This is a genomic window from Psychroserpens sp. Hel_I_66, assembly GCF_000799465.1.
GTDB lineage: Bacteria > Bacteroidota > Bacteroidia > Flavobacteriales > Flavobacteriaceae > Psychroserpens.
The window spans coordinates 3,170,820-3,195,311 of sequence record NZ_JUGU01000001.1 but is presented as its reverse complement, the minus strand read 5'-3'; the positions used below and the strand labels follow the sequence as shown (position 1 = coordinate 3,195,311).

Here is a 24,492-nt window from a genome sequence, read left to right as displayed (position 1 = left end):
AAATGAGCGAAATATTCAAAACCATAGCAAGATACCAATACACCACCGAAGCCCAAATTATAAAAGGGCGCTTAGAAGCGGAAGGTATTGAGGTGTTCTTAAAAGACCATTTAACGATTGATACAGATCCATTGGTAAGTAATGCCATTGGTGGCGTAAAATTGCAGGTATTGGCAAAAGATGCCATGAAGGCTCAGCATATTTTGAGTACCATAAATCAATATTCCTTAGATGACGACGGTAATCAAATTGAATGTCCCAATTGTGGTAGTGGTAAAGTAGACCTCTTTTCTACAATTACCGATTTCAAATCCTTTTTCGCATTTTTAATTGGATTTGTATCTGGAACGCTTCCGTTTCATACACGCTATAAATACAAATGTGAAACCTGTAAAACCGAATTTACAAAAGAAGACATCAAACCCAAAAAACCCATTAGCTCACAATAAATGAACACTTATTTTATCACAGGTATTGGTACAGATGTTGGCAAAACTGTAGCATCTGCAATTATAACAGAGGCTTTAAATGCAGATTATTGGAAACCCATACAAGCTGGAGATTTAGAAAATTGCGATACTAAAAAAGTCCAGAATCTAATTACAAACACGACTTCAAAATTCCATAAAAACAGCTACGCTTTACAAACACCTATGAGTCCGCATGCTGCTGCAGATATCGACCAAATCTCAATAGAACTTAAAAACATTACAGCTCCCAAAACCAAAAACAGTCTAGTGATTGAAGGTGCTGGCGGATTGTTAGTACCCATCAACGAAAAAGAAACCATTTTAAATCTCATCAACCCAAATTATAAAGTGATTGTAGTGTCCAGACACTATTTAGGGAGTATCAATCACACGCTTTTAACTATCAATCTATTAAGAGAAAAAGGGTTTGAAGTTGCTCTTGTATTCTCCGGAAATGAGCACCAAACAACAGAAGCCATCATCAAAAAATTGACAAATGTCAAAGTGATAGGACGCATTGAAGAAGAACCCTATTTTGATAAAAACGTCATTTTGGAATATGCGGAAGTATTTAGAGAGAATTTAAAATCATTTTAGAAATCACTACAGGTTGTTTTTTCAGTAATAGAGTTAACAAAATAGATTTCTGACTTCATAGAAATCACAAAATTGTTTAATTTTGGTACAGGTGCAAAAGACCTCAAAGGTTTAAAAAAACCTTTAAAATCTAAGAATATATATAAACCCAAATCTAGAAACTTTAGATTATCAAATATTGAGATGTTGAATCAAGTTCAGCATGACTAAACATATGAGCCTAAAACAAAGAGACCAAAAACACCTTTGGCACCCGCTAAGACAGCACCATTTGCATCCAGAAAGCTTTGCCATTGTAAAAGCTAAAGGCTGTATTCTTACTGATGAAGATGGCGACGAATATATTGATGCCATTTCATCGTGGTACACTTCCGTTTATGGTCATTGTAACGACTACATTATAGAAAAGACCTACGCTCAAATGCAGCAGCTCGATCAAATCATGTTTAGTGATTTTACCCATGAACCTGCAATACGACTTTCCGAAGAACTTATAAAAATACTTCCGGAAGGTCAAAACAAGATTTTCTTTAATGACAATGGCTCAACTGCTGTAGAAGCTGCCATAAAAATGGCGCTACAATACCATTTTAATACAGATGATAAACGCAATGTTTTTATAGCTTTTGAAAACGGATTTCATGGTGACACCTTTGGTGCAATGAGTGTTTCGGGACTGTCGGTTTATAATGGTCCGTTTGCAGAATTTCTAATTGATGTTAAACGCATTCCAACTCCAGATGGCGAAAACCACGACATTGTTCTCAACACACTAAGAAACTTAAGTTTAGAATATGATATTGCAGGTTTCATTTACGAGCCTTTGGTGCAAGGTGCTGCGGGAATGAAAATTCACGATGTTGATGGTCTAAACGCCATTTTAGCATTTTGCAAAGAACACAAAATCCTAACTATTGCAGATGAAGTCATGACTGGTTTTGGTAAAACAGGACGTCATTTTGCATCAGACCATATTGAAACTAAACCAGATATTATTTGCTTGAGCAAAGCATTGACCGCAGGATTAATCCCAATGGCAATCACATCGTGCACACAAGTGATTTACGATGCGTTTTTAAGTACTGATATGGCCAAAGGTTTTTTCCATTGCCATACGTACTCTGCAAACCCAATAGCATGTGCTACAGCTATTGCTGGGATTGAGCTTTTAGTTTCTTCGGAAATGCAAAACAACATAAAGCGAATTTCCAAAGCTCACGAAGATTTTGGACGTCAAATAAAAGACCACCCAAAAGTAAAATCGGTACGACATATTGGTGTGATTTTCGCATTAGATCTCAACACAGAAACGGAACGTTACGGTGATTTAAGAGATCAACTTCTTAAATTCTTTATGGACCGTGGTGTGTTTTTAAGACCATTGGGAAATACGATTTACATACAGGTGCCTTATGTGATTTCAGACGAACAGCTTAAAAAAGTATATCAGGTTATTGAAGAGGCTTTAGAAATAGTTTAGTTTTGCAGTCATAAAAAATCAGTCTTGCAAAACCCAATTTCAATAACTGCCATTTCATCGATCTCACCATTAGGAAAAAACTCTGATGATATTTGGAATAATTACTTGAATCATTCCCATTGCTTTACTGAAAAAGATGGTGTTCTAGTTGCCACATTTCCGAAGGAATTAAAAGCAGACATTGAACAATTAAGGCAATCCAATTCTAAATACAAATCCTTAGACAATTCAGTGCTGTACGCTATTTTTGCGTCAAGACAGGCTATAAAAAGTGCCAATTGGAAATCAACCGATAACTTTGGGATCAACATAGGCTCCTCAAGAGGTGCCACCGCACTTTTTGAACATTATCACGAAGAATTTCTTCTGAATAAAAAAGCAGAAACCCTAAGCTCACCCACTACAACTTTAGGCAATATTTCTTCTTGGATAGCACACGATTTACAAACAAAGGGACCAGAAATTTCTCATTCCATTACGTGCTCAACCGCCTTACATGCGATGCTCAATGGGATTGCATGGATTAATTCTGGGATGTGCGATAAATTTCTTGTTGGTGGTAGTGAAGCGCCTTTAACGCCTTTTACCATCGCACAAATGCAAGCCTTGAAAATTTATTCAAGAGCAAATAGCCATCCAGAGCAAGGTGAAGAATCTCTGTCCCCAAACCAAGCCTTAAACCTAAACAAAACCGAAAACACGATGATTCTCGGTGAAGGTGCAGCCATGGCGTGTTTAGAATCTGGAGTAACCAAAAATGCATTGGCAAAAATAATCGGGATTGGTTATGCCACCGAAATTCTGGAACACAACGCCTCATTGTCTACAGATGCGATTTGTTTTCAACGCTCAATGGCAATGGCTATAGGTAACAAAAAGCCAGAAGACATCGACATTATCGTAACGCATACTCCTGGAACAATCAAAGGCGACCAGGCTGAAATCAATGCTATCCAAAAGATTTTTTGTAACAAAATTCCTGCATTGACTACTAATAAATGGAAGATAGGCCACAGTTTAGGTGCCTCCGGACTTTTAAGTATTGAAATGGCAGTAATGATGCTACAACATCAACAATTTATTTCTGTCCCATATTTAAAAACAGAAACGCCAAAACGCATCAAACATATTCTTGTGAATGCAGTTGGGTTTGGTGGCAATGCAGTGTCTATTTTACTATCAAAATAAATTGTAAGGCAGGTTTAAACGTCTTATATTACAGTATTAATTTTAACACTAACTAACTATGGAATGGTTTTCTGCTTTAGATGGATTCTCACAATTCTTTTGGATTATTGCGCTTCTCGGCTCTTTAATTTTTGTTTTTGTTATCATTACCACGTTTCTGGGAATGGATGGCGGAGACGATTTTGATGGCATCGATTCTGAAATTGAAAGTGATGCAGGAATTGGCTTTCAGTTTATAACCTTCAAAAACCTTGTTGGCTTTTTTACCATTTTTGGATGGATAGGAATTGCTTGCATCAATACAGGATTTTCAAAACCCGTTACCGTTATTACCGCTTTAGGATGTGGATTGTTAATGATGAGCATTATGGCTGCTATGTTCTACGGAATGAAAAAACTTGCAGATAGCGGAACCTTAAAATACAAAAACGCCATTGGAGCAGTTGGAGAAATCTATCTTCCCGTTGGTGCCAACCGAGAAAGTATGGGTAAAGTAAGTGTAAGTGTTCAAGGCACATTAAGAGAACTCGAAGCGTTATCTGATTCACTTATGGAATTAAAATCGGGCACCATCATACAAGTCGTTGATGTCACCAGTAATGGCATTTTAATAGTAGAACAAACAAAAAAACCTATAGAACCAATTAAAACTAAAACCTATGAACTACCTAGTGACACTACAAAGCTTTGATTTAGGCTTTCCTATTGCAGCAGTGGCTGCAATATTATTTGTCTTTGTCTTTTTAATCATTTTAATCAAACGCTATAAACGTTGTCCATCTGACCGTATTTTAGTGGTCTACGGAAAAGTAGGTGGCGGACAATCGGCAAAATGCATCCACGGTGGAGCAGCCTTTATCGTGCCTGTATTTCAGGATTATGAATTTTTAGACTTAACACCAATCTCAATTGAGGTTAATCTGGTAAATGCCTTATCAAAACAAAACATTCGTGTTAATGTACCGTCTCGATTCACTATTGGTGTTTCTACTGAACCTGGAGTCATGCAAAATGCTGCAGAACGTCTTTTAGGTTTAGGACAACAAGATGTGCAGGAATTGGCAAAAGAAATTATTTTTGGTCAATTGCGTTTGGTTGTTGCTTCTATGGATATTGAAGAAATCAACAACGATCGAGATAAATTCTTGACCAATATTTCTCAAAGTGTTGAAACCGAATTAAAGAAAGTTGGTTTAAAACTTATCAACGTAAACATTACAGATATCGTTGATGAGTCTGGATATATTGAGGCGCTTGGTAAAGAAGCTGCAGCACATGCTATCAACGCAGCACGTAAATCGGTTGCTGAGAAAACCAGAGATGGATCAATTGGTGAAGCAAATGCTGTACAGGACGAAAGATCTCAAGTTGCTGCTGCAAATGCGCAAGCTGTTGAAGGAGAAAATACCGCGAAGATTGCAGTTGCAAATTCAGATTCGTTACGTCGTCAACGTGAAGCAGAAGCTGAGCGTGTCGCAATCGCTTCAGAAAAAGTACAGAGCGCAAAAGCATTAGAAGAATCTTATGCTGCTGAGCAACAAGCAGAAGTTGCCAGAGCAGAGCGTGAGCGTTCATCTCAAATGGCAGATATTATTGTCCCTGCGGAAATTGATAAACGTAAAGTAGAAATTGATGCTGAGGCTGATGCTGAGCGCATTAGACGTAAAGCAAGAGGGGAAGCAGATGCGATCTTATTTAAAGCACAAGCAGAAGCTCAAGGTCAATTTGAAATCTTAACCAAGCAAGCTGCTGGTATGGAGCAAATTGTAAAAGCAGCTGGAAACTCCAGTCGTGATGCAGTGTTATTATTAATTGCAGATAAATTACCAGAATTAGTAAGACTTCAAGCAGACGCTATTAAAAATATTAAAATTGATAAAGTTACCGTTTGGGAAAACGGTGGAAGTGGCGAAGATGGAAAATCATCTACCGCGAATTTCTTATCAGGTATGTACAAATCGGTGCCACCTCTTCAAGAAATGTTTAATATGGCTGGTATGGATTTACCTGAGTATCTTAAAGGTAAAGATAAAAAGGATCATGAGGATGCTGAGATTCTTCCGAAGAAAAAAGAAGATGATAAAAGTTAATTTTAAAGAATCCGCTAGTTAGCGGATTCTTTTATTTCAGATTGTTAAAAAACAATTCATAATTACACTTCAGTTTTTAGAATTTCAGAATTAAAAAAATTATTTTTGACTTATGAGCGAAACAAAACACAACTGGACCAAAGAAGAAGTTTTAGAGATTTATAACAAACCATTAATGGAGCTTTTGTATGATGCTGCAACGATACATCGTGAGCACCATGATCCCAATACGGTTCAGGTTTCTACGCTTTTATCTATAAAAACCGGTGGTTGCCCAGAAGATTGTGGCTATTGCCCACAAGCAGCTAGATATCACGCCGATATTGAAGGTAATGACCTTATGACTGTGCAACAAGTTAAAGCACAGGCGTTGCGTGCAAAATCATCTGGGAGTTCTCGTGTTTGTATGGGAGCTGCTTGGCGAAATGTGAAAGATGGCGAAGAATTTGACCAGGTTTTAGAAATGGTGAGAACCATAAATAAATTGGATATGGAAGTCTGCTGCACACTCGGCATGATTACCGAAAATCAGGCACAACGACTTGCTGAAGCTGGCTTGTACGCTTACAATCATAACTTGGATTCTTCCGAAGAATATTATAAAGAAGTCATCTCTACTCGTGGTTACGAAGACCGTTTAGAAACCATTGATAATGTTAGAAAAACCAATGTAACGGTGTGTTCTGGCGGAATTATTGGTATGGGAGAAAACATTGCAGATCGAGCAGGAATGTTGGTAGCTTTGGCGACTTTGAATCCGCAACCAGAATCGGTTCCAATCAACGCACTTGTTGCTGTTGAAGGTACTCCTCTCGAAGATCAAAAACCAGTCTCTATTTGGGATATGGTGCGCATGGTGGCAACGACGAGAATTGTAATGCCAGAAACCCAAGTGCGCTTAAGTGCAGGTCGTACCGAAATGTCTCGCGAAGGCCAAGCCATGTGTTTCTTTGCTGGTGCCAATTCTATTTTTGCAGGTGATAAATTATTGACCACTCCAAATCCAGATGTTGGTGAGGATATGGAAATGTTTAAACTATTAGGCTTAAATCCACAAAAACCATTCATCAAAAAAATGCAACCAGCAACTGTAGAAGCTAATGATTCTCAGTTTCAAGCTTTGGGCGAAAAACCAAAATGGACGCGTCCCGACCACAAAATTGAACGTAACGAAGACGCCAAACAAAAAGCTAAAGTGCTTAAGTAAATGAGTCTCGCCATTGCAGCCATTTTTATTATTCTTGGGATTCTCACCAAATATGGGAAACTCTATTTTTTGATTGCTGGTTACAACACCATGCCAAAAGAGGACCAAAAAAAATATGATATTAAAGGCATTGCAACCGTTTTTAGAAACGCTATGTTTGGTATGGCGCTTTTAATGCTTTTGGGATTTGGAGTTTCAAAATGGCTCAATAACCCAGAGATTGAATCTTACGCTGTATTTGTTTCTATTATTATTGGCGTACCCTATCTTTTAATCGCATCCAATTCTGGTAAATACAAGATGGACAAGGATTCATAAATACGTGTTTTAAAATAATTTCTTCGGAAATGTTAGTAATCCAAAACCGTTATCCCTTTTTAAACGTATAAATTTTAACAAACAATTAAATTGGTTTCGTAACGATTTCTTAACTTTGAAGCCTAAATTTTTTTAATATTTGAAACTCAATCTTCAAGATATCCCTCGTGTTAAAAATATCACGAAAGAAGACTTTATAAAACACTATTTCAAACCGCAAAAACCTGTGGTAATTGAACGTTTTATTGAAGATTGGCCTGCATATAATAAATGGAGCTTAGATTATATAAAGGACATAGCAGGAGACAAAACTGTACCATTGTACGACGATCGCCCTGTAGATTATAAAGATGGTTTTAACGAGCCTCACGCCAAAATGAAAATGAGCGATTATGTAGATCTTTTAAAAAGGGAGCCTACAAAATATCGTATTTTTCTTTGGAATGTACTTAAGGAAATTCCGCAGTTACAAAAAGATTACACCTATCCAGACTTTGGTTTAAAATTGATGAAGAGCTTACCAATGCTCTTTTTTGGAGGTACGAATTCGCATACCTTTATGCATTACGATATTGATTTGGCAAACATTTTCCATTTTCATTTTGAAGGTAAAAAACTATGTATCCTTTTTGACCAACAGCAGAATGAGCATTTGTACAAAATTCCGCATTCATTAATTACGCGAGAGGATATTGATTTTTCAAATCCAGATTTTGATAAATGGCCTGCACTTAAAAATGCAAAAGGATGGCAATGTGAGTTAAACCACGGTGAAGTATTGTACATGCCAGAAGGTTATTGGCATTACATGAAATATTTAACTCCAGGATTCTCAATGAGTTTGCGCGCTATTGCGAGGCATCCAAAAAACTTGGGAAAAGCAATCTATAACGTTCTATTTATGCGCCATTACGATAATGTAATGCGACGTATTAAAGGACAAAATTGGATAGATTGGAAAAATGAACAAGCAATTATTAGAACTAATAAAACAACTTAAATAACCAGCAAATGTGCAAAACAGTTATATTTGCGCATTCTAAAATTAAATATGATGAAAAAATTATTGTTACTTATTGCATTGGTTTCAGTTTCATTTGTTAATGCTCAGGCATATGAAGGCAAAGGAGATCAAAAATTTCAAGTTGGTGCTAACATTCAAGATGAAGCTACAGGAATTAATGTGAGTTATGATTACGGTTTAGGTGAAAACATTTCAGTAGGTATTTCTACAGCTTATGCTTTAGGCATTGACGATCGCTTAGATGCAGACTTTGGAGACCGTTTTGATTTAAAAGCACGTTTTAATGCAAACTTAGGAAACGTCCTAAACATTGATGAGAATTTTGATCTATATCCAGGTTTGAGCTTAAGCTTAAAGAATTTTGGTGGTCATGTAGGAGCGCGATACTTCTTTACAAATGGATTTGGAATTTATACTGAAGCTACATTCCCATTAGCAAAATATAGCAATGATGAATTGGATATTGGTTACTACATCCACAATCAATTTGCTGTTAATATTGGTGCTAGTTTTAATTTATAATAGTTCAGTAAAACATATATTGAAAAGCATCTTAATTTTAAGGTGCTTTTTTTTATGGAATCAACTCTCGTATTTTATCATACACCAAATGGCTTTCCCAACCTCTGTAAAATAGATAATCTGCTAGTTTTTTACGTTTTTTTTGAGCGTTGGTCTCTCGTATGGTTTCCACTTTTTTTTCTGCCAGTTCATGAAATGTTTGATAGTAATCGCTATCACTTATTTCTTTTAAAGCTATTGTAATGAGGGTTTTGTTGATATCCTTTTTTCGTAACTCTAATTGGATGCGTTGTTTTCCCCATTTTTTTATTCTGAATTTTCCTCGTGCAAACGCTTTGGCAAAACGTTCTTCATTTAAAAAGTTGTGCTTTAATAAGTGTACGATAATTTGATCTCTAGCTTCTGGGATCATTTTCATATCATACAACTTTTGGGTCACTTCTTTATGACAACGTTCTTGATAGGCACAATAGGATTCTAAGCGTTTTTGCGCTTCATCGACAGTATACGTTTTTTGGGGATTATTCACTCTAAAAATAACGTTTTGTTAATATCTCCAAACATCCAAAGCCCTCATTTCTACGTAAATTAAAGTATATTTGTTCGTTTGTTTTTGCAAACAAAATTAATCCATTATCCCTATGAAAAAAAATTACTCCCTTTTATTAATAACTTTTTTGTGTCTTGTTTTGTCTGGTTATGGGCAAACAATTGTTAGCAATAGCTTTGAAGAAACTGCAGCTGATACGTGGACACCATTATCGTTTTCTACTCCTCCCTGTAATGCTGGTAATGGAGATCAATGGGATTATGACACAGCGTTAAGCTCAATAACACCTTCTAATGGAAGTCAATTTTGGGGTATTCAGGATTTAAATGGAGATTGTGGACCTACAGGTTTTGCAACTATTACGTTTCCAAGTTATAATGTTTCATCATTTACAGGAGTAACTATCTCATTCGATTATTATATAATAGGCTTTGATGGAGGAGATGATTTAGGATATGAAGTTTGGGAGGACGGAATAATGGTTGCTGACGTTGATAATTGGGATGGAAATACTGGTGGCTGGATAACATTGACTCATAATGTTAATAACGCAACCTCAAATGTTTATCTCGTTTTAAAATGTCGTCAAAATGGTGGTAGTGATTACGCTGCTTTTGATAACGTTATATTAGAAGGAACAGCATCTTGCACACCACCTCTTGACCCAACAGGTCCAATCACAGGAACAACTCCTGCATGTAACTCAACAACATTAACGTATACTGGAGCTGCGCTTCCAGGCACAGTAAACTACTGGCAAACCACTGCAACAGGGACCTCAACTGCAAATAATGCAACAGGCACTCTCAATGTAACCACAACAGGTACTTATTATGTAAGAACATTTTTAACCGCAACATCTTGTTGGTCTACAGGTGCAGTAGGTTATGGAGTTGTTATAAACACCGCACCAACAATTTCTAACCAACCAAATAATGCTACGCGAGTCATACCAGCAGCAGCTACATTCTCGGTTACAGCATCTGGTACACCAACACCAACCTACCAATGGCAAGTTAATACAGGCACTGGATGGAATAATGTCACAGGAGGTACAGGTGCTACAACCAACTCTTACAATACAGGTGCTACAAATGCAACAATGCACAATAACCAATACCGTTGCGTAGTTACAAATGTTTGTGGTGCTGTAAATTCTGGTGCTGCGACGTTGACACTTACAAATACCGCTACAAGTAATGTCACAGCAGTCCAAGGGTGTTTTGATGATGATAGCGTTACATTAAGTTGGACTGCGCCAGGAACTGGAACGCCAACTGGTTATATGATTTTTGCATTAGATGGAGGAACAGATCCTGCAGGTACTAAAACAGATGCCAATACATATACAGCTAACTCAGATTTTTCTGCTGCAACTCCTGTTACTCCAGCAAGTTTAGGACGAGTGGTCTATAAAGGAACTGCAACTACTGCAACAATAACTGGTTTAACAGAAGATAACAATTATTCTTTCACAGTGTATTCTTATGTTGGCGAAACTCTTACTGGATGGTCAAATGGAGGAACTAACGGAAGCACAGTTACTAATGAAACTGCCCAAGGTGATGTCACCAATTTAGTCGCTACACCTTTAACAAACCAAGTGAACTTAAATTGGAATAACCCATTACCAACATCTTGTTTTGACCAATTGATAATCGTAGCAAATCAAGGTCCAGTTGTTTTTACTCCAACAGGAACTTATGCAAATACAGATGTTGATTATTCAACACCTAACGGTATTGTTTATTCTACAACCGGAACAGTAAGTGTTAACTCTGTAAACGGTCTTGTAAATGGCACAAGTTATTGCTTTAAAGTTTTTATAAGAAGAGGCACCACTTGGACAGAAGGTGTTGAAGTTTGTGCTGTGCCATCTTTAACTTATTGTGATTCATTCGGAAATACTTCTTTTGATACAGGTACTACAGGAGTTGTTTTTAATACAATTAATAATCTAAATACAAATACAGATGTTGCATATTCAGACTTTACATCAATTTCTACAACAGTTACTCTAGGAGAAATATACAATTTAGATGTTAGAGTAAATACTGACGGTAGTTTTAATACTACTACAATGGTATGGTTTGATTGGAATAATGATGGTGACTTTAGTGACTCCAATGAAGATTACGAACTAGGTAATGCTTTTAACGTTGCTAATGGCTCTACAGATGGAAGTCCATTAGCTATAGAAATACCTACTAATGCTGTTATAGCATCTACTAGAATGAGGGTTTCTACTATTTATAATCTTACTCCAACAACTCCTTGCCAAACTGGTTTTGATGGCGAAGTAGAAGATTACACCATAAATATTGTGCAACCCGTGAATGGAGAAATGAATATTAAAGGAAATAATATTTCTATCGCCAATGGGTTTAATGCACCTTACGGTTTAAATAATACACTTTTTGGATCTACAAACGTAGGCTCTCCTGGCCCTGTAAAGACGTTTTCCGTAGAGAACATTGGGGCTACAGTTTTAAACCTAACAGGAACACCAAGAGTTGAGATTATTGGTGCAAATGCAGGAGATTTTATTGTGACTATACAACCAGCTGCAAGCGTTACTTATGGCACACCAACAACATTTAATATTCAGTTTTTTCCATCTGCAGATGGTACGAGAACAGCAACTGTGAGAATAGCAAATACCGATAGTAATGAAAACCCGTATGAATTCGATATTCAAGGCACAGCAGTCTGCTCTACAGTTTTAACGAGTAATATCTGGCCAGTTGAAGGTCCAGAAAATACTGAAGTGAACATAACTTCAGTTAATGATTTAACAGGAGCTACAGCTACTATAAATGGCATTTCTATGACTGTCGTTTCTACAAGTTCTACGGAATTAGTAGTTTTAATTCCCGCAGGTGCTACAAATGGAAATCTAGAAGTTTTATTTTCTACTGGATGTTCTTCAACAAACGCTTTTACAATTATTGACAATGCAATTGGTGGTTGCGAGACTGCAACGTCATCAATCGTGCCTGGAAATTTATTTATAAGTGAAATTTCTGATGCCCACACTGGAAGTTCTTCACTGATAGAGGTTTTTAACGGTACAACTAATACAATAAACCTTACAAACTATAGCATTCGAATCTTCAATAACGGAAGTGCGTCTCCATCTTTTACAGCAAACCTAACCGGTAGTTTAGCTCCTGGAGGAGTTCATGTTATTAGTGTTGGTACAACATCTTGTAATACCTATGCAAATGGTCTTAATGGTTCTTTACCTAATCAATCATTTGATGGTGCTGGAGGCATAAATTTTGATAATAATAGCTCTGATGCTATTCAACTATTTAATGGCTCTAGTGCAATCGATTCTTTTGGAGTTGTTAGTAGTGGTGACGTTACTGTTGCAGATGCAGCATCGTGGGCTAATGGCTTAGTTATAGATGGTGATGGTGTGAATTTTAGGAGACAAAACACAGCGACTCCTTTACCTTCAACAACTTTTGACATTACACAATGGGACCAAGTTGATTGGTCAACTTGTGGAGATTCGGATTACAGTGATTTTGGCATTTATGATTTTTCACTTGGTGTGCCTCCAACAGTATCTGTGTTGGCTGATCCAACATTTAATTGTACAGGTTCAACATTTTTATCCATTACAGGAACTGAAGGTGTACCTTCTGGATTTGGATTAGTTTACCAATGGTATTATTTAGCTCCAAATGACACGAATTTTGTTGTCGTGCCAAACTCTGCAGATTTTAATGGTGAAAACTCAGCAACCTTAGAAGTTGTGAATAACCTTGCTTACAATAATTATCAGTTCTATTGTCAAGTCAGAGAAAATAATGCAACATGCTATACTGCAAGTAATGCTGTTAAGTTATCTGCTGAAGGTGCTGTTTGGGATGGTACAAGCTGGTCTTCATCGCCATCTGATTCTAAAATTGTAATTATCAATGCAGATTACGATACCAATAACGGTACTAACGGACAAGATAGTTTTCAGGCTTGTCAATTGATAGTCAATTCTGGAGCTAGACTGACAGTACATAATGGTGATTTTGTTGAAGTCATTAATGATGTTGTTGTTAATGGCAATACAGCTCTCGATTATGGTGAAATTATAGTAAACACCCATGGTGCATTTATTCAAAGAGGTAACAGCACTGCTGCTGGAACGTTTACCCTAAATGGTACTGGGAATTCACAGGTTGTAAAATTCACAGCTCCGTTACAAAATTGGTATGATTACACATATTGGAGCTCTCCAGTCGTAAATGCCAGAGTAACTGATGCACTGTTTACCTCAGACCCAAATAGACGTTTTTGGTACAATGCGAATAATTATTTAGATAGCGATGGCGATGATATTGATGATAACGATAATGACTGGACTTTAGTAACTGGCGCATCAGATCCAAACGATATTATGACTTCTGGAAAAGGTTACGCTGCTACTCATGATAATATTGCCTTTATGCCTAACCAAGCATATCAATATATTTTTGAAGGCGCATTGCAAACAGGAGATGTTTCTTACCCTCTTGCTTATAATTCTGCAAACTCCAATCATTGGAATTTAGTAGGTAATCCTTATCCCTCTGCAATTGATGTAGATGATTTATTTGCATTAAATACAGCTATTAAAGATGTCGTTTATTTATGGTCTCATTACAGAGCACCTTTAGATACAAATCCAGGCAATGAAGTTTTAAACTTTAGCCAAAACGATTACCTCTTAATTAATGATGCCATGGAAGTTGGTAATGGTAGTGATTTGGATGGTGACGGTGATGTCGATGCTTTAGACATCCCAGAGCGCTACATACCAAGTGGACAAAGTTTCTTTATTAGTAGCTTATCTACTAATCCTATTCTTTTCAACAATAGTATGAGAATAAGTGGAGAGAACAGTAACAATCAATTTTTTAGAGTTGCTCAATCCAATAAGATTTGGATTAATTTAACTTCAAACTCCGGAGCTTACAGCCAAACAGGTATTGCTTATTTAAATACTGCAACAAACGGTTTTGATGGCATAGGTTATGATGCTAAAAGAAATACATCTGTTGATGTTGCTGCTAGTATTTATACTTTAATTACAGAAACGCCTAACACTAAATATGCCATCCAAGCAAAAGCAGAAGATGCACTCTCACTTAATGAGGTAATCCCTTTAGGTTTTGCAACCCAATTGACGCTTCCTTCAATTTATGAAATAAAACTATTGAAAAAAACAGGTGATTTCATGAATGAAAATACAGTTTACTTAAAAGATTATCTCATGAATATCACGCATGTTTTAAGTGAAAATGCGTATGCTTTTACTTCGGAAACTGGAGAATTCAACGACCGTTTTGAAATTGTATTCCAACCAGAAACGCTTTCAGTATCAGAGAATGAGATTTCCCCTAATGATTTATCTATAATAGAACTAAGTGATGGAAATGTTAAAATTTCCGTAGGAAAAAATATGACTATCAAATCTGTTGAGATCATGGATATGCTAGGGAGAACGATCTATAATTTAAAAGGTCAAAACAGCACCGAAATTTATGATTTATCTACACTTAGCCAATCAACTTATGTTGCGAGAGTCACACTTTCTAACGATCAGGTTGTGTCTAAGAAAGCTGTGAAAATGAAATAAAAATATCTAAATAATCTAAAAAGAGGTTTTGGAGACGTACTGCGGAAATCTCTTTTTTTTTTATAAGGTATAACGAAGTGAAAGAATAAAATTCCTTCCAGGAGCAGCAATTCCAGACGAGTAGGTTTGGTAACGTTGATCTGTAATGTTCTCTAAGGATGCGGTTACCGAAATAGCTTCGGAATAGCGATATCTCGTCCTGAAATTTAAGGTGTACCAAGAGGGTGAATAGGGGTTTCCGTTTGCATCTAAAGCGTATATATAATCTTTTGATTGCTCTGAAGGCGCCAACTCGCTAAATGATAATTCGTTGTTGTACTCAGCGAAAACGTCGGTTTGAAATTTTCCATTTTCCCATGCTAGATGCGTGTTCCCAAAACTTGGGGCAATGTGTCTTACAGGAACTTCTATACCATTTTCGTCTTCAGTTCCTCCAATGATATTGTATTGGGATGTGAGTTTAAAGTTTTCGGTAAAATTAAGTCGTATGCCTGCCTCAAAACCGTAAATCCAAGCTTTTGATGCATTTTGGATAGCTTGTACGTTACTTAATTCGCCATCATATTCTATTTGCGACTCGCCATTTAAAGTGGAATCTCTACGCACTAATGCGTCGTCTAAAAAGGTATAGTAGGTGGCTAAGTCAACAACAAAAATATTATCGAAATTTAGTTTAAGTCCTAACTCGCCTCCATAAGCATATTCTGGTTTTAAATCCTGATTTGGCACAACGACAGATCCAGGTTCGGAATCGAACACCTTACCAATATCATCGATATTTGGCGCTCTAAAGGCTGTAGATGCGTTTAATTTCCATTGCATTATTTCATTAGGAATCCAGCTAATTCCTGCTGTTCCCGTTAACGCTCCTGCATCAAGTTTTGTCGAATCAAAAGGTAAATTCAAATACTCATTATTCTCGGTAAAATCTGCGTTGGCAATGATATGATTGTATCTCAATCCAGACTGAAATACAAATTTTGGATTGGGCTTATATTTAAAACTGGCGTATGCTGCCATAGACTGCCAATTGGAACCGTCTGGATATCTAGATACTGTGGGGGTTGAGATATTTGTTTCTATATTTAACTCGTCTCCACTTGAATATATATTATTATACACATACTCGAGACCATAAAAAAGAGTGCTTTTACCACTCATTTCTTTTTCTAAATCTAAATTGAAAGAATAAGCATCTACTGCTTCTTCTCTAATATTTCTAATATTAGATTGAAAGTCTCTATCAAACCTACTTTCCTGAAAATTTTGATATGCTGAAGTGACCTGTAACTTATCATACAAATTAGAACGACTGCTCAATTTGGTCATTTGAATATTACCCATAAACCAACGTTGTGGGCCATAGTTCCACTCTGCAGAACGTAATTCATCGCCACGATATCGTATGAGTCTATCATACCTAGGGAAATCTGAAGTTGTTGTATAATACAAACCTAGATCAAAACTTAAATCTTCTTTTGGCTCATATCTTACTTTTTGTAAAAAATTAATTTGGTCATAGCCAGTGGGAGTTTGAATGCGAGGATTCTCGTTTTGAACAATCACATCTTCTCCATTTATGGTCTCTACATATTCTGGTCTTAGATAATCATCAGGACCGTGATTTCCCATTCTTAAATCATCAAAATCTGTATAACTTGCACTAGTTAGGAATGCCCATTTTTTTATTCCGAAGTTAACATCTAAATGACCTGTTTTTTCTTGATTGGCAGTTGCATACCTCGCTACAGCATTGGCGCTAAAAAACAGAGAATCTTTATAAGATAATTGTGGTTTTTGAGTATAGAAGCTCATCACACCGCCAATGGCGTCACTTCCATAGACTACAGATCCTGCACCAAGTGTTATTTCGGTATTTTGAATTGTAAATGGATCAATTGAGATTACGTTTTGGAGATTTCCTCCCCTAAAGGTGGCATTGTTCATTCTAACACCATCAACTGTAATTAAAAGTCTATTTGTTGAGAAACCCCTAATAATCGGGCTACCACCACCTAATTGACTTTTTTGAATGTAAACATTTCCTGTGCTCTCCAAAAGATCTGCACTGGTTTGGGGATTTTGAAACTGGATGTCTTTAGCACTAATGTTTACTATAGTTTGTGGAATATCTCGTTTGCTTTGTTCAAATTTTGAAGCAGAAATAACAATTTGATTTAAATCTTCAATTTTAGGAACCAGATAGACCGTAAAATCAAGATCCTTATTTGAGATTTTTATTGATTTCTTTTTATATAATAAATTCTGAAAATAGATAACCTCATCAAGTCTAAAATCATTTAGTAAGGCCTTACCATCCAAATCTGTAATAACAGATTTGTCTTTCTCCAAATTAAAAATACTTACACCAGATATAGGCTCATTTGTTCCCTCCTCCAAAACTGTTACCGTTTGGGAATTGCAAATTATAATCGAAAATAAGAGTAAAATTGAAAGCCTAAACTTCATAAAATTAATTAAAAACTTGGTTGAAAATTTGTAAAGATCTTGGTTTTTTAAAAGTGCCCAAATGTAATTCAAAATATAACAATAGCATTGCCAGAAAGGATTGTCTTTGTTTAGAATTCAATTTGATTTGATCTAGTGCATCAAAATTTATGCCTAAGAGCTGTTTTAGTATTGTTAAATTTTCACCAGAAATACTATAATTGTCCTGCTTTGTAGATTGGAAAAGACCACTACTTAGGTTAAAATACATTCGGTTTGTGTCTGAAATGTCTGGATAAAAACCAAGATGCTTAGTGAGATTTAAGAGAAACAGCAAGTGAAAATTAGAAAACTCATCTTTGACATCCAACCATCTAAAGGTGGTTTCTAGATAAGAATACAATTGTGTGTTCTCCTCCTCTTCTCTTAATACAGAGGCTAAAACTTCAGAAAGAAACATGACTATTGAACTTTTATAGAGGTTGGTATGAAGCGTTGTAAAATTGTAGTCTAATCTAACCTCTTTAATGAATTGCAAGGATTGGTTTTGCTTGTAATTCTCTTCAATTTGAAGTTGTGAGAGCAGTTGGTAATACGCTGCTTTAGAACTTCCTTTTTTGGTGTTTAAAACACCTTTTAGCAAATAACTTACCGCACCTCTATGCTGTGTAAAACATTTTACAATAAGGTCATTATCCCTATATTTTAATTTAGAGATAACTATTACTTTGGTTTTAATAAGCATATTGAAATTTATCTAACGACCAGTACTTTCAAGACCTTAGTTTCAAAAGAATCTAAATCTGAAATTAGAAATAAATATACTCCAGTAGCAACGATATTGCCTCTTAGGTTTTTGCCATTCCAAATACCCGTTCCACCATCAATTGCAAAATTGTAGTTTTGTCTAGAAGACCTTTGATTGACTCTAGATTGTGCTTCGGCAACAAGGTTTCCTTCAATGTCTGTTATTTTAATGTTGACATTTTCAGTAAGTCCAGATACTTTAATTCCGTTATTGATATTGTTTAAATCATCAAAACCTAGAATATCATATTCTGGTCTCACAGGATTTGGATATATATAAGCCTCGTCTAAAGTTTCTTGGGGTTTTGTTCCACCTGAAGAAAAGGAAACAAGGCCTCTGTTTGTAGCTATATAAACTTTACCAGATTCTGGATCTATTGAAATATCTGCAATTGAATTTGAAGGTAAGGGTGAATTGGCTGTAGTAAACTGGTAGATGGTTTCTTGTCCATCTGGTGAAAAGTAGAAAATACCCGAATCTAATGTACCCACCCATTTATTGTCTGATCCATCAACTTTTATATCTGTAATAAATTGATTCGAGAGTAATTCGGTTGGTATACCATCTTCTAAAATTACAATTTCATTAACGCTAGGATCTGGATCATCGACAAACCCTGATGTATTAAATAAAACTCTTAGTCCTCTAATAGTCCCTATCCAAAGTTGATTTCTACTATCTAATGCAATTGCTCTTACATGAGATGATGGCATATTTTGTTCTTCAGATGAAACATTTTTTATTTGTTGTGTTTCAGTATTATATCCAATAACTCCATTGGAAAAAGACGAAATCCATTTCATACCACCACCTATCTCTAAATCTCCAAATCCTTGTTCTCCTGAAAGTGCAGTAGGTATTAACTCAGAAAAGCTATATCCTTGCCATTGACCTGTAGAAGGATCGTATGATTTTAAAGCTCTATCTACTTTTGACGTTAGTGTCCACATCAATCCGTTACGGTCAAACTTTGACGCAGATTGACGAATACTTATAATATTTGGGTTGGTTGGTACAACAAGAGATTCTAGCCCACTATTATCTTGATCGTATAATATAGTTGCTTCCTCATTGTTCATTTCTAAAATACCATTTTGGAAAGAACTAATAAATACTTGACTAGGATTAAATGGATTGATTACTACATCAACCAAGTTTTTAGCATTGAGTAGGCTATCATATGGAATATTGTTCCATTCGGAATCTCTTAAAACGCTAATTCCTCTTGACCTTTGGGGATTAGGGTTAAATGAGACTGTATAATCCCCATAAGTTACCCACAACGCATCTACACCTGTTTGAATTTTAAATGCAGAATTACTAGAGGGTCCATCTGGTAAAATCAAATCAAATTGAGAATCTCCAGAAATTGTTTTTAAAATACCCGTTGAGTTTGTACCAATATAGATATCATCGTTGTTAATTGTTGCACAAGTAAAATCTGTATCATAATCAACACTAGTTGAAGCAGTTTGAATTTGTACAAAATTCTCATCATAAACAAACACATTTTCTTTAAGAGCGACTATTAATTTTGAATCAACCGATTTAACCTCTACCGGCAAAGTTGGATAGGTAATTAATGAATTCAAAATATCACTTACGACCTCATACAATATTTTGTTTTGATCAATTGTACAAAGATTGTTTCCTACAGTTTGGACTGCAACATAATTGCCAAAACTAATTGTAGACCATTGCTGGAAATCAATAAGGTTATCATTATCTAAACTTGCTTTTCTCAAACCACTGTTTGACCCACAGGCTGCATAAATAAAGTTATCAAAAACAGCTGTTTGATTTATTGCAATTTGACCGCCTCCATCTCCAATAAAATAAGTGTCCCCAAATTGCAATTGGTTTAAATCATAGACCGAAATCCCATAATCTGTAGAAATATACAAAAGCCCATCATGCTCATTAAAATGGTTTATTTTTTTTAGAACAGGTGAAATACTTTCTTTCTCTAAGATATCCACAACAGATAAAATTTCTTCGGAAGAATTAAAGACAATTTCCATAAGTCCCGTTTCATAACCTACAACGAGCAAATCAAAACTCTCACTATATCTAATTGTTGAAATTGTTTCTCCGGAAAGTCCTTCAATAGTAGTAATCTTATTAATTTCATTGGTTAAAACGTCATAACTAAAAATAGCATTTTCTGAAGCTGCAAAAATCTTATCATCTCCCTGTGTGATATCCTTGATTTCAAAATAAGAAAAGTATCCTTCCCACAAAGAAGAGAACTCTTGTGAAAAACTTTTAAAGGACAATAAAATTAAAAGGATAAATACTATTCTTTTAAACATATCAATAATTTTTATCAAATATATTTATATCTAACGACTTTTTATAGAATATAATATAGTCGTCCAAATAAAAAAAGCTTTCAATTTTAAACTGAAAGCTTTTTATTAAAATATTATTTTAATCTTTTAAACTACACCTTGAGCTAACATAGCATCTGCGATTTTCACAAAACCTGCAACATTTGCTCCCTTAACATAGTCTACATATCCATCTTCTCTTGTGCCATATTCAACACAAGACGCATGAATATCATCCATAATTTTATGAAGCTTTTCATCTACCTCTTCTCTAGTCCAACTCAGTCTTAATGAATTTTGACTCATTTCTAATCCAGATGTAGCTACTCCTCCTGCGTTAGATGCTTTTCCTGGAGAGAATAAAACTTTTGCTTTTTGAAATGCCTCAATCGCCTCTGGTGTTGTTGGCATGTTTGCGCCTTCAGCAACAATAATAACTTTGTTGTCAATTAAAAGTTTTGCCTCATCACCATTAAGCTCATTTTGAGTCGCACAAGGTAGTGCAATATCACAATTTACAGACCAAGGTCTTTCTCCTTCATGAAAAGTAGCATCACTATATTTATCTAAATATTCACTAATTCTACCGCGATTCACATTTTTAATTTCCATGATATGAGCTAGTTTCTCTGCATCAATACCATCTTTATCGTGAATGTATCCCGAAGAATCTGACATCGTTACCACTTTTGCACCCAATTGGGTTGCCTTCTCGCAAGCATACTGTGCAACATTGCCAGAACCAGAAATAATTACTGTTTTACCTTTTAGAGAATCTCCTTTTTCGGCTAGCATATTTTTAGCAAAATAAACACAACCGTAACCAGTCGCCTCTGGTCTAATTAATGAACCACCATAGCTAATACCTTTTCCGGTTAAAACACCAGTAAATTCATTTTGCAATCTTTTATACTGTCCAAACAAATATCCAATCTCACGACCACCTACTCCAATATCTCCTGCTGGCACATCTGTATTTGCACCAATATGTCTAAATAATTCTGTCATGAATGATTGACAAAAACGCATGACTTCATTATCACTCTTTCCTTTAGGATTAAAATCCGATCCTCCTTTACCTCCACCCATAGGAAGTGTTGTCAATGAATTTTTAAATACTTGCTCAAATCCTAAAAATTTAAGAATACTTAAGTTTACTGAAGGATGAAAACGCAATCCACCTTTATACGGTCCAATAGCAGAATTAAATTCAACTCTAAACCCTCTATTTACCTGAGTATCTCCTTTATCGTCAATCCAAGGCACTCTAAAGATTATCGTTCTTTCTGGCTCGACCATGCGCTCTAAAAGCATCTTACCTTTATACTTAGGATTTTCCTCAATAAAAGGAATTACTGTTTCTGCTACCTCGTGAACAGCCTGTAAAAATTCAGTTTCATGGCTATTTTTTTCTTTTACGAGCTTTAAAAAAGCTTCAATTTTATCTTTCATAAATTGCTATATTAATAATCTAAATTGATTTTACTAGTACAAAGATACATTATCTTTAAAATGTATAATTAATATTTTTAATATTCTCAGTGAAAAGTTAATTAAGTATTAATTTGACAATGTGTCGTTGTTCGGATAAATCTACATTTCGTCTAATTATTTGGTAGTTCATCTATATTTTATATATTTGTTTACCAATAAGCCTTGCTATAAATTATGACCTATGACGCTTAATTTTAAACAATTAACTTTTGTGCTAATTTTTATGCTGGGCATAAATGTAGGCCACTCCCAGCTTGGTTTTTCACATGAAATAGGCGTTATTGCTGGGCCAGTTGCATTTCAGTCAGATTTTGGAGAACGTACCGATCTTGAAACCAACGCTGGAAACACTGGTATAGGAATAGGAATTGTTCATTATATAAATTTCGCTTACAGGGCAGATTGTAACTGTTATTCAACAGATACTTTTTTTAACGATCACTTTAAAATACGAAATGAAGTTTCATGGAACCGCACAAAATTGAATCATTTTGGCAAGTGGGTCGATGCCTCACGTACTAGCGAAAATGCAGAACGGTTAAGAAGTCATTCAGGTATCGCACAAAATCTAGATATTGGTACACAACTTGAATTTTTTCCAAAAAGCATAAGATCATTTCAATCTTTTGGCTATTCGTTTGCACCATTTGTAAGTTTAGGAGTTCATTTTACATCTTACAATCCAGAGGTTTACACGAACTATAATGGATCAACAAATATTAATGACTCAAGTAATTTTTTCCAACCTTGGGTAAATGCAACCGACCCAAACTTTAATGAAGATCCATTTTTATTCACTGGTAATTCTACAGCGTGGTCTGTTGTTGGTAGTGTAGGGTCTCGTTATAAATTGACCGTTTTATCAGATTTAATGATTGATTTGAGATGGCAATATTTCTTCGGAGATAGAGTTGACGGTTTAGACCATAATCTAAAATCTAATAAAGCTAACGATTGGCTTGTTTGGTTAAACTTCGGTTATATCTATTATTTAAATTAAAATTAAATATATCATTATTAAGAAAGACCAAGTTGTAATCAACTTGGTCTTTTTAGTTTGTGTTGTTATTGAACTATTATCCTATCGCTTGCTTTAAATCTGCAATTAAATCATCTTCATCCTCTATACCAACACTTAATCTAATCAAAGAGTCTACAACACCTGTTTTTTCCCTTTCTTCTTTAGGAATACTCGCATGCGTCATACTCGCTGGATGTCCAGCTAAAGACTCAACACCACCTAACGATTCAGCAAGAGTAAATACTTTTAAATTTTCAACTAGTTTAATGGCCTCTTCATAATTATTACCTTTGGTTGTAAATGAAACCATACCTCCAAAATCCTTCATTTGTTCCTTTGCAATGTGGTGATTTGGATGACTTTCAAATCCTGGCCAATATACATTTTCTATGTTTGGGTGCTTCTTTAAAAAATGGGCAACAGCTTTACCATTCTCACAATGACGCTGCATTCTAATATGCAATGTTTTAATCCCTCTTAACGCTAAAAAACTATCTTGGGGACCACAAACTGCTCCACTTGCATTTTGAATAAAGTATAAACGGTCAGCCAAATTTTTATCTTTTACAATCAAGCCTCCCATAACTAAATCACTATGGCCACCTAAGTATTTTGTGGCAGAGTGCATAACGATATCTGCTCCCAAATCTAAAGGTTGTTGAAGATAAGGAGTTGCAAACGTATTATCTACCGCAAGAAGTATATCATGCTTTTTAGCAATAGTAGCTACAGCATTGATGTCAATAATATTTAACATTGGATTTGTTGGTGTTTCAACCCAAATCAATTTTGTTTTATCGTTCATATAATTTTCAATATTAGAAGCATTTTCCATACCTATGAAATTGAATTTGATCCCGAATTTTTCAAAAATACTTGTAAACAATCTGTAAGTCCCACCGTATAGGTCACTAGTTGAAATGACTTCGTCACCTGGCTCAAATAATTTAATAATTGCATCAATAGCAGCTAAGCCAGAGGCAAATGCCAATCCATAATTTCCATTTTCTATACTTGCCAGAGAATTCTCTAAAGCAGTGCGCGTCGGGTTTGAGCTCCTAGAATATTCATACCCTTTATGACCTCCTGGAGTTGTTTGTGCGTAAGTTGACGTTTGATAAATTGGTGGCATAACGCTACCATACGCTGGATCAAGCTTTTGCCCACCATGAATTGTTTTTGTATTGAATTTCATAAATTATATTTCAGTTAGAATTAGAAGATTCTCAATTATTTACCATTAAAATTTTATGTGGTTAATAACAAATTTAGGGTTTAATTCGTTGTATTCAAATCTTAAGTAATACCTTTATTCTATGTTT

18 protein-coding genes are annotated in these 24,492 nt (G+C 35.5%); 12 read left to right on the top strand and 6 right to left on the bottom strand.

Annotated features, from left to right (window positions below; genetic code table 11):
* Positions 1-2 precede the first annotated feature (2 nt).
* From GQ40_RS14160 to GQ40_RS14115, 10 genes are all read left to right on the top strand, one after another.
* A complete protein-coding gene (locus GQ40_RS14160) occupies positions 3-449 on the top strand; it encodes a putative signal transducing protein (RefSeq protein WP_047549765.1) in 447 nt (148 codons plus the stop codon).
* Positions 450-1,067, top strand: coding sequence for a dethiobiotin synthase (bioD, locus tag GQ40_RS14155; RefSeq protein ID WP_047549762.1), 618 nt, complete (start codon positions 450-452; stop codon positions 1,065-1,067). It begins immediately after the preceding gene.
* Between the two features lie 214 nt (positions 1,068-1,281).
* Entirely contained in the window at positions 1,282-2,547 is a 1,266-nt protein-coding gene (gene bioA / locus GQ40_RS14150) for an adenosylmethionine--8-amino-7-oxononanoate transaminase (protein ID WP_047549759.1), read from the top strand.
* A gap of 24 nt (positions 2,548-2,571) precedes the next feature.
* Positions 2,572-3,735, top strand: coding sequence for a beta-ketoacyl synthase N-terminal-like domain-containing protein (locus GQ40_RS14145; RefSeq protein ID WP_047549755.1), 1,164 nt, complete (start codon positions 2,572-2,574; stop codon positions 3,733-3,735).
* Positions 3,736-3,793: 58 nt separating this feature from the next.
* Complete coding sequence (locus GQ40_RS14140) at positions 3,794-4,426, top strand: hypothetical protein (RefSeq protein WP_047549752.1); 633 nt, start codon at positions 3,794-3,796, stop codon at positions 4,424-4,426.
* Positions 4,395-5,825 (top strand): flotillin family protein, encoded by a 1,431-nt coding sequence (locus GQ40_RS14135; protein WP_081990223.1) that lies wholly within the window; start codon positions 4,395-4,397, stop codon positions 5,823-5,825. Before GQ40_RS14140 ends, GQ40_RS14135 begins: the two co-directional genes overlap by 32 nt.
* A gap of 112 nt (positions 5,826-5,937) precedes the next feature.
* Positions 5,938-7,032 (top strand): biotin synthase BioB, encoded by a 1,095-nt coding sequence (gene bioB / locus GQ40_RS14130; RefSeq protein WP_047549749.1) that lies wholly within the window; start codon positions 5,938-5,940, stop codon positions 7,030-7,032.
* On the top strand, positions 7,033-7,350 hold the full coding sequence (locus GQ40_RS14125) for a DUF3784 domain-containing protein (protein WP_047549746.1): 318 nt from the start codon (positions 7,033-7,035) through the stop codon (positions 7,348-7,350).
* A gap of 139 nt (positions 7,351-7,489) precedes the next feature.
* Positions 7,490-8,350 (top strand): cupin-like domain-containing protein, encoded by an 861-nt coding sequence (locus tag GQ40_RS14120; protein ID WP_047549743.1) that lies wholly within the window; start codon positions 7,490-7,492, stop codon positions 8,348-8,350.
* A gap of 54 nt (positions 8,351-8,404) precedes the next feature.
* Entirely contained in the window at positions 8,405-8,896 is a 492-nt protein-coding gene (locus GQ40_RS14115) for a DUF6646 family protein (protein ID WP_047549740.1), read from the top strand.
* Between the two features lie 52 nt (positions 8,897-8,948).
* Here GQ40_RS14115 and GQ40_RS14110 read toward each other — a convergent pair whose 3' ends face one another.
* A complete protein-coding gene (locus GQ40_RS14110; protein WP_047549737.1) occupies positions 8,949-9,425 on the bottom strand; it encodes a regulatory protein RecX in 477 nt (158 codons plus the stop codon).
* A 112-nt stretch (positions 9,426-9,537) separates the two neighbouring features.
* Between GQ40_RS14110 and GQ40_RS17260 the strand changes: the two genes are divergently transcribed.
* Positions 9,538-15,069 (top strand): GEVED domain-containing protein, encoded by a 5,532-nt coding sequence (locus GQ40_RS17260; RefSeq protein WP_052184274.1) that lies wholly within the window; start codon positions 9,538-9,540, stop codon positions 15,067-15,069.
* Between the two features lie 60 nt (positions 15,070-15,129).
* On the opposite strand, the gene GQ40_RS14100 is transcribed toward GQ40_RS17260, so the two are convergent.
* The 4 genes from GQ40_RS14100 to gdhA all read right to left on the bottom strand — a co-directional run bounded on the left by GQ40_RS14100 (position 15,130) and on the right by gdhA (position 22,107).
* A complete protein-coding gene (locus GQ40_RS14100) occupies positions 15,130-17,538 on the bottom strand; it encodes a TonB-dependent receptor (RefSeq protein WP_047552002.1) in 2,409 nt (802 codons plus the stop codon).
* Positions 17,539-17,542: 4 nt separating this feature from the next.
* Complete coding sequence (gene recO / locus GQ40_RS14095; protein ID WP_047549734.1) at positions 17,543-18,262, bottom strand: DNA repair protein RecO; 720 nt, start codon at positions 18,260-18,262, stop codon at positions 17,543-17,545.
* A gap of 8 nt (positions 18,263-18,270) precedes the next feature.
* Complete coding sequence (locus tag GQ40_RS14090; protein WP_047549732.1) at positions 18,271-20,637, bottom strand: two-component regulator propeller domain-containing protein; 2,367 nt, start codon at positions 20,635-20,637, stop codon at positions 18,271-18,273.
* Between the two features lie 126 nt (positions 20,638-20,763).
* Positions 20,764-22,107, bottom strand: a complete 1,344-nt coding sequence (gdhA, locus tag GQ40_RS14085) for an NADP-specific glutamate dehydrogenase (protein WP_047549731.1) — start codon at positions 22,105-22,107, stop codon at positions 20,764-20,766.
* 223 nt (positions 22,108-22,330) lie between these two features.
* On the opposite strand from gdhA, the gene GQ40_RS14080 reads away from it, so the two are divergent.
* Complete coding sequence (locus GQ40_RS14080; protein WP_047549729.1) at positions 22,331-23,149, top strand: THC0290_0291 family protein; 819 nt, start codon at positions 22,331-22,333, stop codon at positions 23,147-23,149.
* Positions 23,150-23,225: 76 nt separating this feature from the next.
* Here GQ40_RS14080 and GQ40_RS14075 read toward each other — a convergent pair whose 3' ends face one another.
* A complete protein-coding gene (locus GQ40_RS14075) occupies positions 23,226-24,365 on the bottom strand; it encodes a cystathionine gamma-synthase (RefSeq protein ID WP_047549727.1) in 1,140 nt (379 codons plus the stop codon).
* Positions 24,366-24,492 lie beyond the last annotated feature (127 nt).

Excerpts from the sequence above, each read along its gene's own strand:
- GQ40_RS14135 (WP_081990223.1), top strand. The coding sequence starts at position 4,395 with ATGAACTACCTAGTGACACTACAAAGCTTTGATTTAGGCTTTCCTATT.
- GQ40_RS14090 (WP_047549732.1), bottom strand. The coding sequence starts at position 20,637 with ATGTTTAAAAGAATAGTATTTATCCTTTTAATTTTATTGTCCTTTAAA.
- GQ40_RS17260 (WP_052184274.1), top strand. The coding sequence starts at position 9,538 with ATGAAAAAAAATTACTCCCTTTTATTAATAACTTTTTTGTGTCTTGTT.
- GQ40_RS14125 (WP_047549746.1), top strand. The coding sequence starts at position 7,033 with ATGAGTCTCGCCATTGCAGCCATTTTTATTATTCTTGGGATTCTCACC.
- GQ40_RS14100 (WP_047552002.1), bottom strand. The coding sequence starts at position 17,538 with ATGAAGTTTAGGCTTTCAATTTTACTCTTATTTTCGATTATAATTTGC.
- GQ40_RS14115 (WP_047549740.1), top strand. The coding sequence starts at position 8,405 with ATGAAAAAATTATTGTTACTTATTGCATTGGTTTCAGTTTCATTTGTT.
- bioB (WP_047549749.1), top strand. The coding sequence starts at position 5,938 with ATGAGCGAAACAAAACACAACTGGACCAAAGAAGAAGTTTTAGAGATT.
- GQ40_RS14080 (WP_047549729.1), top strand. The coding sequence starts at position 22,331 with ATGACGCTTAATTTTAAACAATTAACTTTTGTGCTAATTTTTATGCTG.
- bioD (WP_047549762.1), top strand. The coding sequence starts at position 450 with ATGAACACTTATTTTATCACAGGTATTGGTACAGATGTTGGCAAAACT.
- bioA (WP_047549759.1), top strand. The coding sequence starts at position 1,282 with ATGAGCCTAAAACAAAGAGACCAAAAACACCTTTGGCACCCGCTAAGA.
- GQ40_RS14160 (WP_047549765.1), top strand. The coding sequence starts at position 3 with ATGAGCGAAATATTCAAAACCATAGCAAGATACCAATACACCACCGAA.
- recO (WP_047549734.1), bottom strand. The coding sequence starts at position 18,262 with ATGCTTATTAAAACCAAAGTAATAGTTATCTCTAAATTAAAATATAGG.
- gdhA (WP_047549731.1), bottom strand. The coding sequence starts at position 22,107 with ATGAAAGATAAAATTGAAGCTTTTTTAAAGCTCGTAAAAGAAAAAAAT.
- GQ40_RS14075 (WP_047549727.1), bottom strand. The coding sequence starts at position 24,365 with ATGAAATTCAATACAAAAACAATTCATGGTGGGCAAAAGCTTGATCCA.
- GQ40_RS14140 (WP_047549752.1), top strand. The coding sequence starts at position 3,794 with ATGGAATGGTTTTCTGCTTTAGATGGATTCTCACAATTCTTTTGGATT.